Annotated in this window: 14 protein-coding genes and 1 pseudogene; 7 read left to right on the forward strand and 8 right to left on the reverse strand. The window is 68.7% G+C overall.

Annotated elements, in window-relative coordinates; all coding sequences use genetic code 11:
• From AB0B45_RS34840 to AB0B45_RS34865, 6 genes and pseudogenes are all read right to left on the reverse strand, one after another.
• Positions 1 to 503, reverse strand: a pseudogene (locus AB0B45_RS34840) (hypothetical protein); the annotation flags it as partial.
• Positions 503 to 814 carry a hypothetical protein gene (locus AB0B45_RS34845; RefSeq protein WP_358139351.1) on the reverse strand — a complete coding sequence of 104 codons (312 nt, stop codon included), beginning with the start codon at positions 812 to 814 and terminating at the stop codon, positions 503 to 505. The pseudogene AB0B45_RS34840 and the gene AB0B45_RS34845, both read right to left, overlap by 1 nt.
• Positions 815 to 974: 160 nt before the next feature.
• Positions 975 to 1610 carry a protein-L-isoaspartate(D-aspartate) O-methyltransferase gene (locus AB0B45_RS34850; protein WP_358139354.1) on the reverse strand — a complete coding sequence of 212 codons (636 nt, stop codon included), beginning with the start codon at positions 1608 to 1610 and terminating at the stop codon, positions 975 to 977.
• A 651-nt stretch (positions 1611 to 2261) separates the two neighbouring features.
• Positions 2262 to 3098, reverse strand: a complete 837-nt coding sequence (locus AB0B45_RS34855) for a hypothetical protein (RefSeq protein WP_358139356.1) — start codon at positions 3096 to 3098, stop codon at positions 2262 to 2264.
• A 58-nt stretch (positions 3099 to 3156) separates the two neighbouring features.
• The gene (locus AB0B45_RS34860) at positions 3157 to 3327 is read right to left on the reverse strand and encodes a hypothetical protein (RefSeq protein WP_358139359.1); all 171 of its coding nucleotides are present in this window, start codon (positions 3325 to 3327) and stop codon (positions 3157 to 3159) included.
• Between the two features lie 429 nt (positions 3328 to 3756).
• Positions 3757 to 5217, reverse strand: coding sequence for a multicopper oxidase family protein (locus tag AB0B45_RS34865; RefSeq protein WP_358139772.1), 1461 nt, complete (start codon positions 5215 to 5217; stop codon positions 3757 to 3759).
• A gap of 96 nt (positions 5218 to 5313) precedes the next feature.
• On the opposite strand from AB0B45_RS34865, the gene AB0B45_RS34870 reads away from it, so the two are divergent.
• Positions 5314 to 6357, forward strand: a complete 1044-nt coding sequence (locus AB0B45_RS34870; RefSeq protein ID WP_358139361.1) for a cupin domain-containing protein — start codon at positions 5314 to 5316, stop codon at positions 6355 to 6357.
• 207 nt (positions 6358 to 6564) lie between these two features.
• Here AB0B45_RS34870 and AB0B45_RS34875 read toward each other — a convergent pair whose 3' ends face one another.
• Positions 6565 to 7212 (reverse strand): ATP-binding protein, encoded by a 648-nt coding sequence (locus AB0B45_RS34875; RefSeq protein WP_358139364.1) that lies wholly within the window; start codon positions 7210 to 7212, stop codon positions 6565 to 6567.
• 210 nt (positions 7213 to 7422) lie between these two features.
• Here AB0B45_RS34875 and AB0B45_RS34880 point away from each other — a divergent pair, with 210 nt between their 5' ends.
• The 6 genes from AB0B45_RS34880 (at position 7423) to AB0B45_RS34905 (ending at position 15046) form a co-directional block, all read left to right on the forward strand.
• The gene (locus tag AB0B45_RS34880; protein WP_358139367.1) at positions 7423 to 8433 is read left to right on the forward strand and encodes a LacI family DNA-binding transcriptional regulator; all 1011 of its coding nucleotides are present in this window, start codon (positions 7423 to 7425) and stop codon (positions 8431 to 8433) included.
• A 293-nt stretch (positions 8434 to 8726) separates the two neighbouring features.
• Positions 8727 to 11507, forward strand: coding sequence for a glycoside hydrolase family 2 TIM barrel-domain containing protein (locus AB0B45_RS34885; RefSeq protein WP_358139370.1), 2781 nt, complete (start codon positions 8727 to 8729; stop codon positions 11505 to 11507).
• Between the two features lie 262 nt (positions 11508 to 11769).
• Positions 11770 to 12432, forward strand: a complete 663-nt coding sequence (locus AB0B45_RS34890) for a hypothetical protein (protein WP_358139372.1) — start codon at positions 11770 to 11772, stop codon at positions 12430 to 12432.
• Positions 12433 to 12702: 270 nt separating this feature from the next.
• Complete coding sequence (gene tuf, locus AB0B45_RS34895; RefSeq protein WP_358139375.1) at positions 12703 to 13869, forward strand: elongation factor Tu; 1167 nt, start codon at positions 12703 to 12705, stop codon at positions 13867 to 13869.
• A 381-nt stretch (positions 13870 to 14250) separates the two neighbouring features.
• The gene (locus AB0B45_RS34900) at positions 14251 to 14466 is read left to right on the forward strand and encodes a hypothetical protein (RefSeq protein ID WP_358139378.1); all 216 of its coding nucleotides are present in this window, start codon (positions 14251 to 14253) and stop codon (positions 14464 to 14466) included.
• A 100-nt stretch (positions 14467 to 14566) separates the two neighbouring features.
• Complete coding sequence (locus AB0B45_RS34905; protein ID WP_358139381.1) at positions 14567 to 15046, forward strand: hypothetical protein; 480 nt, start codon at positions 14567 to 14569, stop codon at positions 15044 to 15046.
• A gap of 32 nt (positions 15047 to 15078) precedes the next feature.
• Here AB0B45_RS34905 and AB0B45_RS34910 read toward each other — a convergent pair whose 3' ends face one another.
• Entirely contained in the window at positions 15079 to 15429 is a 351-nt protein-coding gene (locus AB0B45_RS34910; protein ID WP_358139383.1) for an STAS domain-containing protein, read from the reverse strand.
• Positions 15430 to 15500 lie beyond the last annotated feature (71 nt).

The following is a 15500-nucleotide window of genomic DNA, read 5'->3' on the forward strand; positions in this document are numbered from 1 at the left end:
AAGGCAGCGGCTTCAGCGGGCTGGTCCTCACCTACGTCGTCCGTAGCGAGGCGCGGGTCGACGAGATCATCGCGGAGGCCGAGCAGGCGGGCGCCCGTCGATGGTGGTCTCCGCAAGCACAGTGTGGCGGCGATCCGGGAATCTCTGATCGAGAGGGCTCCCTTGGCCGTGAAGCCTTCGCAGCAGTCGATGCCACCGCCCGCGATCACCTCCCACAGGGCCAGAACCCGACCCTCGGGATTGCTGAGGGCAGCACCGTGAAACTCCACGCCGCCCTCGACTCTGGCGTTGATGAGCACGATCTCCCCATCGGCACTGAAGCCCTCGCCACAGCTGAGCCTGCCGGTGACCCCCAGCCGCCGCAGTGAAAGCGCCGTCGCACCCGGGTTGGACAGCCTCCCGCCGTCGACGTTGACCGATCCGCGGACCTGCGTCGAGTCCAGGAAGACCTCTCCGGTCGCCACGAAGCCCGGTGTGGCTCGCAGCCCGCTGCCGATCTCCATCAGCGGCGCAAAGCCGCGAGGTCGACCAGGCCGGTGCGGGCTCCGGTGAAGACCGGCGCTTCCTCGAAATCGCACTCAGTCAAGATCAGAGGGTGTTGAACCTCGGCGTACGACAGGTCCAACCGGCCGATGATCCTGGCTCCGGACAGGTGCATCCCAGGCGTATGCCCTGGAAGGCGTTCCCGGGCGCCGAGCAGCATCCTTGCGATGACCGCAGCCCGAACGGAGGTGCCGGGAAGATCTACAGGACGCGCTGCGGGAAACGCCTCCCAGAGGGCGAGTTCCGGCTCGAACAGATCCTCGATGATCACAGGGCACTCCCGGAACGTCGCACGCGTCGGTAAGGAGATGCTCCAAGGTCACCACCGGCTTCGCAACCGTAGTGCCCTGCTCGTCCCTTGTGTCACAGGGCGCGATTTGCCGAAATGGTTCTTACGGCCACCCCGATCAACACCGCCTCACGCGCTGCGGTCAGTGGTAGCCGTGCCTGCCGTACAGCCGCACGAAGTTGGCGGGACAGACGTGGCCCAGGCGGGCCAGTCCGACGGGAGTGCGCTGAAACACCGTGACGTCATCGAGTCCGCCTGGTCCGATGGGCTGGACCAGCCGCCCGCCGACCTGGAGCTGCTCGACGAGCGGTTCGGGCACCTTGGGAAAGGCGGCCGAGACCAGCACAGCGTCGTACGGCGCGTGCTCCGGCACGCCCTCGGTCCCGTCGCCCACGATCACCTCGACGTTGGCGATCCCCTGCGCGGCGAGGTTGGCGCGGGCCCGGGCCGCCAGCTCCGGCCAGCGTTCGATGCTGACCACGTGGCCGGCAAGATAGGCGAGGAGTGCGGTCTGGTATCCGTATCCCGTGCCGACCTCCAGCACGTGCTCGACGCCGGTCAGGCCGAGGGCCGCGACCATCCTGGCGATGAGCGAGGGCTGGCTGGTCACCATCCCGCGGGGGATGGGCAGGGGCGCGTCCCGGTAGGCTTCCGCGGCGCGCTCGGGCGGCACGAACGCGGATCGAGGCACGGCCCTGACCGCGTCCAGCACGGCGTCGTCGGTGACCCCGGCCCGGACCGCCGCGTGGACGAGCCTCTCGGTGTCTCGTGGGGTCATGGGTCCATCCCGCAGCCTGTCACTCCACCTGTCAGGTCGCGACTACCCGCAGCCACAGCACGACACGCCTTCTCCCAGCAGGATATGGAGGGCGTCGCGGGCCCTGGCGCCGATTGCCGGCGTCAGGCTGGATGACGTGGTGGCCACCGCGGAACGGTCCGGCCTCAGCGGCGCGGCCCTGCGGGCAGGGCGACGCGACGACGGCTTCCTCCGACACATGGCCGAGCAGTTCGTGGCCTGCCCCGACGACGCCGTCACCGAGACAGCCCGCCGCCACGGCGTCGGCTCCGCCCTGCTGAAGGCATGCACGCAGATCTATGACCGGTGCGGCTACATGCTCATCTTGGGGCAGATGCCACCGACACCTGGGTGGCCCAGCGATTGCTGGATTCCTCCCGGCCGAGGCGTCCGCCGAGGCGGTCACCGACGCACAGCGCGCCATCGAAATGCTCACAGCGCGATACGCCGCCGGCACCGCATGGGCCCTGCTGCTGTCGGCCGCCGCCTGCACCATCGCCTGGTTCGTGTTCGCTCTCGCACGCCGCGAAGCGAACGCCGGAACACGCCGGGACCGGCCGATGCGGCCATGCCGCCTGCTACGCGTCATGCCGTTGATCGGGCCATCCGTCCACGACTTTCGGCAGTGCCCATTCAGTCTTTCGTCGGCGCCGCGTCCTGCAGGCGGTCGGTGACGGTGCCGGTCGGGGTCTCTTCGTTGGAGGGCCACTTCACGTCGTCGAAGTCGATGACCTCGTCGGCCGGCGGCGCCGAGATCGTCACCTTCGCGCCCCAGTCGCTGTAGCGCGTGTCAATGACGTTGTGCTCGGTCTCCTTGACCAGCTTGCCATCCTTGTCGGGCACCTCGGCTTTGCGGGTGTACTCCGTGATCAGTCGGACAGGCAACTGATCACGGTTGACGAAGAGCCTGAAGGAGATCTTGCGCACCTCGTGACCGTACTTCTCCTTGTACAGTTCCTCGGCGGTAAGGGTGCCGCGGTACTCGCCGGACTTGACAATGGCCGCCTTCGAGATCACCGTCTTCAGAATCGCCGGGTCGAGGACGTCGACATGCTGGTCGCCGCGCTGCCCGTCGTCGCCCCATGAGGCGCTGCCGCCGAACCGGATCCAATGCTTGCCTTCGGGCATGGTTCCCCAGTGGAAGCCCTTGACGAAGGTGTAGCGGCCCACCTTGATCGCGTGGAGGGGCGTCAGCTCATAATCGAGGCTTCCCAAGAGGTCTGCCTTCTGTTCGTCGGTGAGCGTCGTCCTCGAGATGAGGTCGTAGTCCACGGCCGCGGACTTCCCGAATCCGATCACACCGGTGGTCCGGGTGGGGATGGCGCCCTTGATCCCGCTGACGACCGTCCGGTTCGTCTCGGAGACCCGGACACCGCGCCCAGGGGCGAACTGCTTCTTCAAGGCCTTGACCGGGTCCGTGGGCGCGGAAGCTTGCGCTTGACCACCACCGGTTAAGAGCGCGGCGACCATGGTCGCGGCGGCTACGAGTGCTAGGCGCTTCATACGGAGGAATCCTGTCGTTCCGCCGTCACGAGGTGATCTCGAAGCCAAGAAAAGTTCCGACATCGGCGTGGCACCGGTCGAGCTCGGCGGCCAGGCGTCGGATTTCGCCGGTGGCGGCCGCGAGGCGGCGCTCGTGCTCGGCGAGCGCCGCCGCGGTCGTCTTCTCCTGTCCCCAAGGCGGCCAGCCAGTTGTCACGGGACTCCGACGCTGGCCCCGCAGGGCTGGCCCAGTAGAAGACGCCATACGCAGGATCGCAAGGCCACTTCGGTTGCGGTGGGCGAGCTCGAGGAGGCGGCGGTGCCGCAGTCGATCAGGTCGGCGGCGGCGCCCACCAGGCGGGAACGGCGTTCGTCCTTGACGTCGTCGGTGCCGGTGGCTCGGCCCTCCATCGGATGGTGGGCGTTACAGGTGTGCTACCTCGCCCAGATCCAGGTCCACATGCCCCTTTGGCGGTGGTGGCCCACCGGGCACCACAGCAGATATCGGCCCTTCTTCAGGGCGACTGTGAGCGTTGTCCTTTCTCCGGGCTCGATGACCGCGGAGGTGCTGCGGACTCCGGGCCCTCTGACCGACAGTGCGTGCCGGTGCCAGCCCACGTTCTTGATCCTGAACTGTACGCCGCACCTACCGGGTGATCTCCATTTGGGCCATCATGCCCATTTGGGAGTGTTCGAGCAGGTGGCAGTGGTAGAGGAAGCGCCCGGTGTAGTCGCCGAAGGTGGCCTGCACCCGAACCGATTCCCCGGGCCGGACGTGCACGGTGTCCTTGCGGCCCGTCTCGCCCGGCAGCGGCGGGTTGCCGTCGCGGTCCAGCACCCGGAACTGCACCAGGTGGGTGTGGAAGTTGTGCGGCACCTGGTACTGGACGTCGCCGTTGGTGATGCGCCAGATCTCGGTGGTGCCCAGCTTGACCTTCGCGTCGATGCGGTTCGGGTCGAACGGCCGGCCGTTGATCAGGCCCATCGGCACGTCGCCGACGAACCCGAATGCGAGCACGACCTCGCGGGTGGCGGTCGCCTCCGGCAGGGGAGGCAGCTCGCGCAGCCGGTCGGGTACTCGGCTGTTGTCGCGCGCCCGCCGTACGACGTCGAAGCGGAGCACCGGCCCGGTCGTGTCGGCCAGCACCAGCTGGGTGCCCAGGGGATGGCGGGAGAAGTCGACCACGATCTCGATGCGCTCGCCGGGGCTGATCAGCAGCGTGGTCCTCGGCACAGGGGCGGGCAGCAGGCCGCCGTCGGTGGCGATCTGCGTCATCTCGACTCCGCCCAGGCTGAGGGTGAAGTCGCGGTGGGTGGAGACGTTGAGCAGGCGCAGGCGGTACTTGCGTGCCGCGACAGGGAAGTACGGCGAGGGCTTGCCGTTGGCCAGGAGGGTGGTGCGGTACTCAGGCTCGGCGAAGACGAGGGCCCCGGACTCGTCGAAGGCGGCGTCGCGCAGCAGGATCGGGATGTCGTACTCGCCGCCGGGCAGCCCCAGATGCCGCTCGCTGTCATCTTCCAGCAGGTAGGCACCGTGCAGGCCACGGAAGACGTGCTCGGCCTCGGTGTGGTGGCTGTGATCGTGGTACCACAGCGTCGCGCCCTGCTGCCGGTTGGGATAGCTGTAGAGCCTGGCCCCCCCGGGCTGGATGAGGTCCATGGGGTGGCCGTCGCTGACGGCCGGTACGTGCCCTCCGTGCAGGTGCACGTTGGAGGGCGCCTGCAGGTGGTTGCGGAAGGTGATCAGGGTACGGCGCGCACTCTTGGCGCGAATGGTCGGACCGACGAATTGGTTGCCGTAGGTGAGCACGGGAGTCCGGACACCGGGCAGGATCTCCGCCTCGATCTGGCGGATGGCCAGCTCGTAGACGTCGGCTTCGGGCAGCTGGGCGATCGGCCGCAGCACCGGCGGCACGGGCATGCGCACAGAGAAGGGGGCCACCGGCGCCCGGGTGGAGGTGACGGCTTTGGGGGAGGTCGAACCGTGCGTGTGGCCGGGGCTGGGCGGGGTTTCCTGGGTCACGGCCAACGAGTCCATCGCCTTGGGCAAGACGACCGCCGCCCCTGCGACTCCCCCGAGCGTGAGTAACTTCCTGCGACTCAGCATTTCCACCCCAATCACTGCAGAAGCTGGAGAGCCATATCTTGCGCGCGGCGACCCCGCATTTCGGCAATCTCGCAAGACCTCTTGCAGCATTCGTGGGTGTGGGCGGCGGCATCGGGCGACCTGGCCGACGGGCGGCTCCACCTGCTGGTCAGCAGACGATCGGGTGCGCGATGGAGACTCCATGCCGCCGCCGACGAGCAGCGAGATCAAAGCGCCCCGCTGGTGCGCAAGGCGCTGGCCATGGTCAAGGCCGACGACGCCGGGCGTCGCGTGGTGATGCTCGTCAACCCCGGCAGGAGAGACGTCAGCGCCGCCGTCGGCCTGCTGTACACCGGCCTGCAGATCATGGGCCCGGGAGAGTCGATGACCGCCCACCGCCACCAGGCCGCGGCCCTCCGCTTCGTCATCGAGGGCACCGGCGCCTGGACCGTCGTGGACGGACAGAAGCTGCGCGTAGGCCCCCGTGACTTCGCCATCACGCCCAACAACACCTGGCACGAGCACGGCAACGAGTCCGGCGACGATCCCGTCATCTGGCAGGACGGGCTGGACATCCCGCTGGTCAACGCCCTGGACGCCGGCTTCTACGAGGTTCACCCTGACCTTCGTCAGGAGTACGGCCAAGTGATCAACTCCTCGCTGCTGGCATACGGGGGCAGCCTCCTGCCCTACGCCATGGAGAAGTGGACCCGGCCGTACTCCCCGCTGTTGGCCTACCCCTGGGAGGCGATCTACGAGGCGCTGCTCGGCTTCGCCAAGACCACCGAGGGCTCGCCGTACGACGGCGTGATCATGGAGTACACCAACCCCGTCACCGGTGGCTCGGTGATGCCCACCATGGGCGCGCACATGCAGCTACTCCGCCCCGGTCAGGCGACCAAGGCGCACCGCCACACCGGCTCGGTCATCTACACCGTGGCCAAGGGCCGGGGCTACTCGGTGATCGCCGGGCAGCGGTTCGAGTGGAAGCAGGGCGACATCTTCTGCGTGCCGTCCTGGGCCTGGCACGAGCACGCCAACCTCGACCAGTCAGAAGACGCCTGCCTGTTCTCTTTCAACGACTTCCCGGTCATGAACTCCCTCGGGTTCTACCGGGAAGAGGCCCACACCGACAACGACGGGCACCAGCCCGCCGCCTGAGGAACACACATGCGACTGATCACCTATTCTCTGTCCGACAACACGCGGCGGCTCGGCGTCCAGAAGGACGCCCACGTGGTCGACCTGGCTCTGCTGGCCGCTGAGGCCGGCACCGAATTGCCCTCGGACCTGCTTTCGTTCATCCAAGCCGGACGTCCGGTATTCGACAGGGCCCAGACGCTGCTGGAGCGGGACCTGGCCGAAGCGTCAGAGGCACTCCGCCCCCTTGGGCAGGTGACGCTCCACGCCCCTCTGCGGCCCGGAAAGATCATTGGTGTCGGGCTCAACTACGTCGAGCACGTCGAGGAGTCCAGCCGAAGCCTGGACACGGCCAAGGAACTGCCCGAGCGCGGCGACCAGGAGTTTGATGATGAGCAGTCCGCGACCCGTCTCGGACTCCGCGTCCGCATCGGTCAAGGGCGGCGGCAGGAACGGGTGGTCGTCGCCCACCTCAAGGCGAACCACGCCGTCTTCGAGGATCATCGTCACGCGAACCTGATCGGAGAACGGTGCTGCGTGCTCCACACTGTTGGACACCAGCTCGCTGGCTATCAGGAGCAGCGTGTCCTCCACGTCACTGTGAATCTGCCAACCATGCAGGACATCACGCAGCAGGCGCCGAGCCTCTGGAACGGTGGCGGTTACAGCCGGCAGTGTCCAGTGAACGAGCGAGTGATCGTCTGGACCGACCGGATCCTCCTGCTGTGCTGGCCAGGCGGCTGCGGAACACGCCAGGTCGGCGATGGTCATACGCGCGGGGCGTGGAAGGTTCTCGCACAGACGCCATTCATGGCTGCGTCGTGTGCCCGCTGGCTCGAGCGTGAAGCGGCAGAATCTCGCGGTGGGAATGTGCATGATCGGCCTACCTGGGAAGTTACTCGTGTAACCGTTACTCGTGTAACTAGTCTGAACATCGCTTTTGATTGAGCGCCAGACCCTGTCGAGTAAAGAGTTCTTGGGGCTCTCTAGCGATCTTGGCTCTTGCTGAAGCCATGTGTAAGAGTAGGTAACTCGTGTAACTTATTGATGACGTGCTGCCTGCCTCAGGGGAGGGCGAGGGACGCCATGGCTGACGACAAGCTGACCGAGCCACATCGGGCCACGAGTGCCGATGTGGCGCGCCTGGCTGGCGTGTCGCGCGCCACGGTGTCCTTTGTGCTCAACGCCACTCAGCCGCAGCGGGTCAGCCAGCGCACTCGCGAGCGCGTGCTGGCCGCAGCCGAACAACTCGAGTACGTACCGCATGCGGTGGCTCGCTCGCTGCGCGCCGGGCACACCAATCTGGTGCTCGTGCCCACGTCTGTCTCCGCGATCGGGCGACTGGTCAGCGGCTGGCTCGAAGACCTGCATAGCGAGTTGCATCGGCTGGGCTACACCGTGGTGATGCACGGTGGCCGCTTCGCTGACCTCGAGTCCGCCGCACGCGCCTGGGCCGAGATGCGACCCACCGCGATCTTCGCTCTCGCGGAAGAGCGGTTCACGCCGGAAGTGGTGCAGCTTCTGCGGCGATCCGGAGTTCGCGCTCTGTTCACGTACGCCGCTGCTCCTGTGCCCGGTGCTTATACGGTGCTGTTCGATCATGCCGAGATCGGTGCGGCGGCTGCCGAGCACCTTGTCGACCGTGGACGCAGGAACATCGGTGTGGTCATGCCTCAAGAGCGAGGACTGGAAGTCTTTGCCAAGCCCCGCCTGACAGGAGTCAGACGCGCTGCTGTCGCGCGGGGGGCCAGCGTTACCGAGGTGCCGCTGGACTACGCGGAGGAGGCAGCTGCGGATCTAGCCGATGGCTGGTCGAAGCTCGGCCTCGATTCCGTCTTCGCCTACAACGATGAATATGCTGCGCTCCTCATGCGTGCCTTCCAGGATGTCGGCATCGATGTACCCGGCGAGGTGGCCATGGTTGGGGCAGACGATCTGCTCCTCGGGCGGCTGCAGCGTCCTCGGCTCACCTCGATACGCCTCGACGTACCGCCGAGTCGGCTCATCGCGCAGACGCTCACCCAGCTCATCGAAACTGGAACCGCGCCACCTTTGCCGCCGATGACGGCCACCCTTGTCGCCCGAGAGTCCACGTAGCCTGCCACCAGCGCTTCGGCGTCGCAGGCCCTGTCAACGATGCGGTAGCCGAGCCGGATGGCCTGGGCCATGCCGTGCTGAACGGTCCTGTCGAGCTCGACCGGCTCCAACACGGCGCGCGGCGCGATCACGCCCGTGCGGCCGGTGTTCCACTCCACGTCGACCAGCCACCTGGACCTGCTCGATGGTGGGGGAGACGATGCCGGCGACCGGGGTCGCGACTGGTGGTCTTGCGTTGGGAGGTCGGGAAACCGTCTGGACATGTGTGATTAATTGGGAAAACATCGGTTTTTGTGTACTTCGCCGAATTCGCTCCGGGAGCGGGCCGACTCGACCCGCGCGCCGCGCTCCACTCCGACGCCCCTTCGATCGACCTCAACGGCGACTGGCGCTTCCGCCTGTCGGCCACCGCCGACGCGCCTGACGACTTCGCCGCGCCCGCCTTCGACGACGCCGCGTGGGACACGCTGCCCGTCCCCTCCCACTGGCCGCTGCACGGCTACGGCAAGCCCGCCTACACCAACGTCGCCTACCCCTTCCCCGTCGACCCGCCGTACGTCCCCGACGAGAATCCCACCGGCGACTACCGGCGCGCGTTCGACCTGCCGGAGGGCTGGAACGGCGGGCGGCTGCGGTTCGAGGGCGTCGACTCCTGCGCCAGGGTCTGGCTGAACGGCCACGAGCTCGGCTTCACGACGGGCAGCAGGCTCGCCGTGGAGTTCGACGCGGGGCCGTACCTCAGGCAGGGACGCAACGTGCTCGCGGTGCGGGTGCACCAGTGGTCGGCCGCCAGCTACCTGGAGGACCAGGACATGTGGTGGCTGCCCGGCATCTTCAGGGAGGTGACGCTCACCCGCTCCACCGCCGACGTGTTCGTGCACGCCGCCGCCGACGGCACGCTGAGCTTCGAGGGCGAGGGGCTGCTGTCCGTCCCCGAGCTCGGCGTGATCGACCTGGCGCCCGGCACGCAGGTGCGCGTCGCGGCGGAGCCCTGGTCGGCCGAGAACCCGCGCCTGTACGAGGCCACGTTCACCACCGCCGAGGAGACCGTACGGCTGCGCGTCGGCTTCCGTACGATCACCATCGAGGACGGCGTGCTGAAGGCGAACGGCGTCCCGCTGGTCTTCAAGGGTGTCAACAGGCACGAGTTCCACCCCGACCACGGGCGGGCGGTGCCGTACGAGACGATGGTCGAGGACGTGCTGCTCATGAAGCGGCACAACGTCAACGCCGTCCGCACCAGCCACTACCCGCCGCATCCCGCGTTCCTCGACCTGTGCGACGAGTACGGCCTGTGGGTGGTCGACGAGTGCGACCTGGAGACGCACGGGTTCGGACAGGTCGGCTGGCGGGGCAACCCGACCGACGACCCGCGCTGGAGCGAGGCGCTGCTCGACAGGATGAGACGGACCGTCGAACGCGACAAGAACCACCCGAGCGTGGTCATGTGGTCGCTCGGCAACGAGGCGGGCGTCGGCGCCAACCTGGCCGTCATGGCCGACTGGACGCGCGAGCGCGACCCGTCCAGGCCGATCCACTACGAGGGCGACCTGTCGTGCGCCAACGTCGACGTCTACAGCAGGATGTACGCCTCGCACGCCGAGGTCGAGGCGATCGGGCGCGGCACGGAGGACCCGCTCGACGACCCCGAGCTGGACGCGCGGCGCAGGGCGATGCCGTTCATGCAGTGCGAGTACGCGCACGCGATGGGCAACGGGCCAGGCGGGCTCGTGGAGTACCAGGAGCTGTTCGACGCCTACCCCAGGCTCGCGGGCGGGTTCATCTGGGAGTGGATCGACCACGGGCTGACCCACGAGAAGTACGGCTACGCCTACGGCGGCGACTACGGCGAGCCGCTGCACGACTCCAACTTCGTCGTGGACGGCCTGGTCTTCCCCGACCGCACGCCTTCGCCCGGCCTGCTGGACCTGAAGAAGGTGTTCGAGCCTGTCAAGATCACCTTCTCGGACGGGACGGTGACGGTGACGCGGGCCGTGCCGTACCCGCTGGAGTTCCCCTGGGCGTTGACGGCGGGCGGTGTGCTCGTCGCCGAGGGCGTCCTTGAGGTGCCCGAAGGGGAGCGGGCCGAGGTGAAGCTCCCCGATCTGCCCGAGGTGGGGGAGCCGGGCGAGGTGTGGTTCGCCGTGCGGGCGGTCCTCGCGGACGACCTGCCGTGGGCGGGGGCGGGGCACGAGATCGCTGGGGGCGAGCTCAAGGTGGACGAGGGCCTGGCCGAGCCCTCGCGGGGAGAAGGGCCCGCGCTCGTGGTGCGCGGGGAGACGATCGAGCTGGGCGGAGGGGTGTTCGACGTCAGGACGGGGCGCCTGACCACGCTGTTCGGGCTCGACGTCGAGGGCCCGAGGCTCGACCTGTGGCGGGCGCCCGTCGACAACGAGCGCTTCGGCGGGCTCGACTGGAACTGGCGCAACCTCGGCCTGCACCGCCTCACCCACCGCGTCGAGTCCGTCTCCCACGCCGACGGGTCGCTGACCGTCCGCTCGCGGGTCGCGCCCGCGGCCAGCGACCTGGGCGTCGGCGTCACCTACCGATGGACCGCCGACGCGACGGGAATCTCCCTCGACGTGCACGTGGTCCCCGAAGGGGAGTGGACGCTGCCGCTGCCCAGGCTCGGCGTCGCCATGACGCTGCCGCAGAGCATCGCGGAGGTCCGCTGGTTCGGCAGGGGGCCGGGTGAGGCGTATCCCGACACGGGCATGGCGGCCGTGACGGGCGGCTTCGGAGCCACGATCGAGGAGCTGCAGACGCCGTACGTGTATCCACAGGAGAACGGGCAGCGCGCCGACGTGCGCTGGGCCACGCTCGTCGACGACCGGGGCAGGGGGGTGAGGGTCGCGGGCGAGCCCGCTTTCGGGCTGACCGTGCGCAGGTGGAGCACCGCCGAGCTGGAGCGCGCCGCCCACCTGACCGACCTGCGGCCGGGGGATCGGGTGCACGTGCACCTCGACCACGCGCAGCACGGCGTCGGCACCGCGGCCTGCGGCCCTGGCGTGCTGCCGCGGTACGAGCTGCGGGCGAGTGAGACGCGCTTCGGCTTCCGCTTCTCCGCGGTGTAGCCGAAGGCGCGACGGCCGGGTCCCTCCTTCGAGGGGCCCGGCCATGCGGCCGGCCCGGCCCGGGTCAGGTCCGCGGAGCGCTGGTGAGAAACCGCCGGTACGCAGTGGTCGCCGTTCGCGAAGCTCGTCGCTGTCACCGAGGCCGCGGGCGCGGGAGGCCGGCCCGCCCTCAGAGGAGCTCTGACCAGGTGAGACAGTGGAACGGAGGCCTGCTTCACTCCTGGTGATCAGCATCGCCCGGCCCGGACAGGGGGCTGCCACGATGAGCCGCATCCGTATGTTCCTCGCCGTCGGCACGGCTATGCTCGGCTTCCTCGGCGCTCGGCCCGTGATCGCGGCGGAGCCGCAGCCCACCACATGGAGGCTGGCCGAGATCCGCTTCCATCAGACCGACCCGACCTCCACGTTCGAGGAGGTCCGCCCGCCCAACGCTCGAGGCGGTGAGATGCGGATCAACGTCCCGGGCGACAAGTACCAGCTCTGCCCCGGCGGCAAGGAGAAGCTCCGATTCAGATGGAACTTCACCCGCCCCGTCCGGCGGATCAGCAGCGGCGACATGATCACCGCGAACATGACGTTCAGGACGGAGTCCATGGCCGCCCCGTGCGAAGGGGAACTGGGCGCGCGTAGTGCGGGACAGGTCGTCGGCGCCAACGGCATGGGCGACCCGTTCGACGCGACGGAGAGCCGTGAGATGGACGCCGGCTTCACCCGTTCGGTCGGCGTCGGACCGGTGCGAGCCGTCCCGTTCGTGAGGCCGAACCCCAAGACCTCCTGCTGCTCCACCGGCCAGGTGAGCGTCGCCGAGAGCTCCTACGTTCCGACGCGACCGCGCACGTGGTTCGCGCTGCTCATCGAGACGCCCGGATACTCCAACCTGGTCATCTACATCTATGAGGTCACCTCGGGCCCGTCCCGGTCATGAGCGGGCGGGTCCGCCGGGGTCCTGACCGGCTCTGGTACGGCTCGCTGGAATAAATCCATTGCCTGCGGACATTTCCCTCGCCATCATGGTCACCATGTTCCGGTACGTCCTTCAGCTCACGCCTGCGGCAGCAGGCGCGCTGGGCCGTGCCGCGATGCTCCGCGACGGCCTGGAGCGCTGACCCTTTCCCGTGCGTCCGACCGTGACCCGGCGGGGAAGGGTTGACGGCCGGACGGGTCACCAGGCGACGAGCATCGAAGGAAAGCAATCATGGCCAAGCAGGCCTACGTGCGGAACAAGCCGCACCTCAACATCGGCACGATGGGACACGTCGACCACGGCAAGACCACGCTGACCGCCGCGATCACGAAGGTGCTCGCCGAGCGGGGCGGCGCGACGTACACGCCGTTCGAGCGGATCGACCGCACGCCCGAGGAGGCGCAGCGGGGCATCACGATCAATATCTCGCACGTTGAGTACGAGACGGCCACCCGCCACTACGCGCACGTGGACATGCCAGGCCACGCCGACTACGTGAAGAACATGATCACGGGGGCGGCGCAGCTCGACGGCGCGATCCTGGTCGTGTCCGCGCAGGACGGCATCATGCCGCAGACGCGCGAGCACGTGCTGCTCGCGAAGCGGGTAGGGGTCGAGCACCTGGTCGTCGCGCTCAACAAGGCCGACGGCGCCGACCCCGAGCTGGCCGACCTGGTCGAGCTGGAGCTCGGCGAGCTGCTGGCCGAGCACGGCTACCACGACGTGCCCATGGTCAGGGTTTCCGGGCTGCGGGCGCTGGAGGGCGACCCCGAGTGGACGACGTCCATCGAGGCGCTGCTCCAGGCGGTCGACGACCACATCCCGGTCCCGGTCCGCTACGTCGACGCGCCGTTCCTCATGCCGGTGGAGAACGTGCTCACCGTCACCGGGCGCGGCACGGTCGTCACCGGCGCGATCGAGCGCGGCGCTGTCAAGGTCGGCGACACGGTCGAGGTCGTCGGTCTCGGCGAAGGCTTCACCGCGGTGGTGACCGGCGTCGAGACCTTCGGCCGGACCATGGACCGCGGCGAGGCCGGCGACAACGCCGCCGTGCTCTTGCGCGGCGTACGGCGCGAGCAGGTACGTCGGGGCCAGGTGCTGGCCGCGCCCGGCTCGCAGAGCGCCCACCGGCGTCTCACCGCGAGGATCTACCTGCTCACGGAGGCCGAGGGCGGGCGTCGCAGGCCCATCGCCAGCGGCTACCGGCCACAGTTCTACCTCCGCACGACCGACGTGCCGGGCCAGATCGTCATGGACGAGGCGGCCGAGCCGGGAGACACGCTCGAGGCGGTCGTGGAGCTGGGCAGAGCGGTGGCCCTGGAGCCCGGGCTTGGCTTCGCGATCCGCGAAGGCGGGCTGACGGTAGGCGCGGGCACGGTGCTGGCCGTCCTCGACTAGCAACCCCCGACCAGCCACGCGACGGCGGCCGGACCCCCACGGGTCCGGCCGCTCCGCGCCTCTCCGTGCGCGAGCGCAACCACGAGAGCGCTCCGCGCCGACGCGACCTGCGCTCCACCCCACGCCGGTCGGCGACCGTGCCCGCCGTGAGGGGCACGCTGGACGTCTCAGCCGCGCCGGGCAGGCAGCCGAAGCCGCCGGTACGGCAGGCGCGCGGCGCTCCGGCCGGATCCCTGGCGCCGGTCGAGAGCGCATGTCTAGAGTGGCGACCGGAGGGGTGGTGATCGCTGGATGAGCAGGCGGCCCCCGTGGACTCGTTACCGATCCGCTCGAAGACCCGACTACGACGGCCCGTTCTTCACCCTGGTATGCGTTCCGTTGATGCGGTTCTTGATCGCGGTGATGTCGCTACCTGACCGGTACCGTACGCGCGGCGGCTACCGATGGATCACCTCCGACAAGGTCAACGGCACGATCTACCACTGGGATCGCCGCAGGCCGCCGCCGGAGCGGTTCCAGCCGGAGGGGACCAGAGCGCGATGGGATCGCCGGTCGTGGCTGCGGGTGTGGTGGGAGCACGACGTCCGTCAGCGATAGCGCTCGGGTCGGGCGATGAGCCCACGGTGAGCGGTCGGTCGCTGCCGTGCGGAGCCTTCGCCGGCGGGGTGAGCGGAGCTGTCGGTATGTTTGCGCTCCCATGGACTTCATCCTCGCCGCCGTGCTCTTGCTGCTGGCCCTGCTGATGCTGGCCTGGCCGGTGCTCGCGGTGGCCGCCTTCGTGCTGGTGGCGCTGGCCCTGCTCACCTGCCTCAGGTCCGGCCGGATGGCCGTGCGGGGCAGGACGCTGACGCGGGCGGGGTGGCTGCTGACCGCCGCGGCGGTGTGCACGGCGACCGCCGCCTACGGGTATGGGCTGGTGGCGACCACCTTCGGGGCGTGGACCGACCCCGACGACCGGTGTGCGCTGGCACAACCGGAAACCTACGGCTACGGCTATCGCGGTCCGGACGGCGGGACGCAGAGCATGTGGCCGCTGCACGACACCACGTGCGGGCCGGAACTGGTGCCCGGCTTCGTCAACCCCCTGGTGGCCGGGTCGGCGGGGCTGTTCGTGGTGCTCGCGGTGATCATGACGGTGGTGAAGGTCAGGTCCCGCCGCCGTCCGCGGCAGGGCTGAGGCCGTACCGGCCCTGCTTCTCCTCGGTTCCGCTAGTCGAGCTCCAGGGCCGCCAGAGCGTCGGCGACCGTCGCATGGACAGGGATCAGCCTGTCCACGCCGGTGATCTCGAAGATGCGGGCCGGGAGTCGCTGCACACCGGCCAGACGCATGCTGCCGCCCTGCTGGACGCTGAAGGAGTGCGTGTTGACGAGCACGCGCAGGCCGGAGCTGTCCATGAACGTCATCCGGGTCATGTCGAATACCAGGTGGTCGCCTGGTTCCTGGCGGGCCTGCTGAATGTAGGTGTCCATCTGGCCGCAGGTGGAGATGTCCAGGTCTCCCACCACGCTGATCAGCGTGGCACCAGGCAGGTGTTGGTGGGTGAGCATCAATTGCGGCATCCACCCACGATAATCCATATGATCAACATCGGCGGTGGACGCGCAGCCTGGTGAGGCGGGCCGTGGAATGG

It is taken from the genome of Nonomuraea sp. NPDC049152 (genome assembly GCF_040648355.1).
Lineage (GTDB): Bacteria > Actinomycetota > Actinomycetes > Streptosporangiales > Streptosporangiaceae > Nonomuraea.

Excerpts from the sequence above, each read along its gene's own strand:
- AB0B45_RS34910 (WP_358139383.1), bottom strand. The coding sequence starts at position 15,429 with ATGCCGCAATTGATGCTCACCCACCAACACCTGCCTGGTGCCACGCTG.
- AB0B45_RS34850 (WP_358139354.1), bottom strand. The coding sequence starts at position 1,610 with ATGACCCCACGAGACACCGAGAGGCTCGTCCACGCGGCGGTCCGGGCC.
- AB0B45_RS34900 (WP_358139378.1), top strand. The coding sequence starts at position 14,251 with ATGCGGTTCTTGATCGCGGTGATGTCGCTACCTGACCGGTACCGTACG.
- tuf (WP_358139375.1), top strand. The coding sequence starts at position 12,703 with ATGGCCAAGCAGGCCTACGTGCGGAACAAGCCGCACCTCAACATCGGC.
- AB0B45_RS34855 (WP_358139356.1), bottom strand. The coding sequence starts at position 3,098 with ATGGTCGCCGCGCTCTTAACCGGTGGTGGTCAAGCGCAAGCTTCCGCG.
- AB0B45_RS34875 (WP_358139364.1), bottom strand. The coding sequence starts at position 7,212 with ATGCACATTCCCACCGCGAGATTCTGCCGCTTCACGCTCGAGCCAGCG.
- AB0B45_RS34905 (WP_358139381.1), top strand. The coding sequence starts at position 14,567 with ATGGACTTCATCCTCGCCGCCGTGCTCTTGCTGCTGGCCCTGCTGATG.
- AB0B45_RS34880 (WP_358139367.1), top strand. The coding sequence starts at position 7,423 with ATGGCTGACGACAAGCTGACCGAGCCACATCGGGCCACGAGTGCCGAT.
- AB0B45_RS34890 (WP_358139372.1), top strand. The coding sequence starts at position 11,770 with ATGAGCCGCATCCGTATGTTCCTCGCCGTCGGCACGGCTATGCTCGGC.
- AB0B45_RS34865 (WP_358139772.1), bottom strand. The coding sequence starts at position 5,217 with ATGCTGAGTCGCAGGAAGTTACTCACGCTCGGGGGAGTCGCAGGGGCG.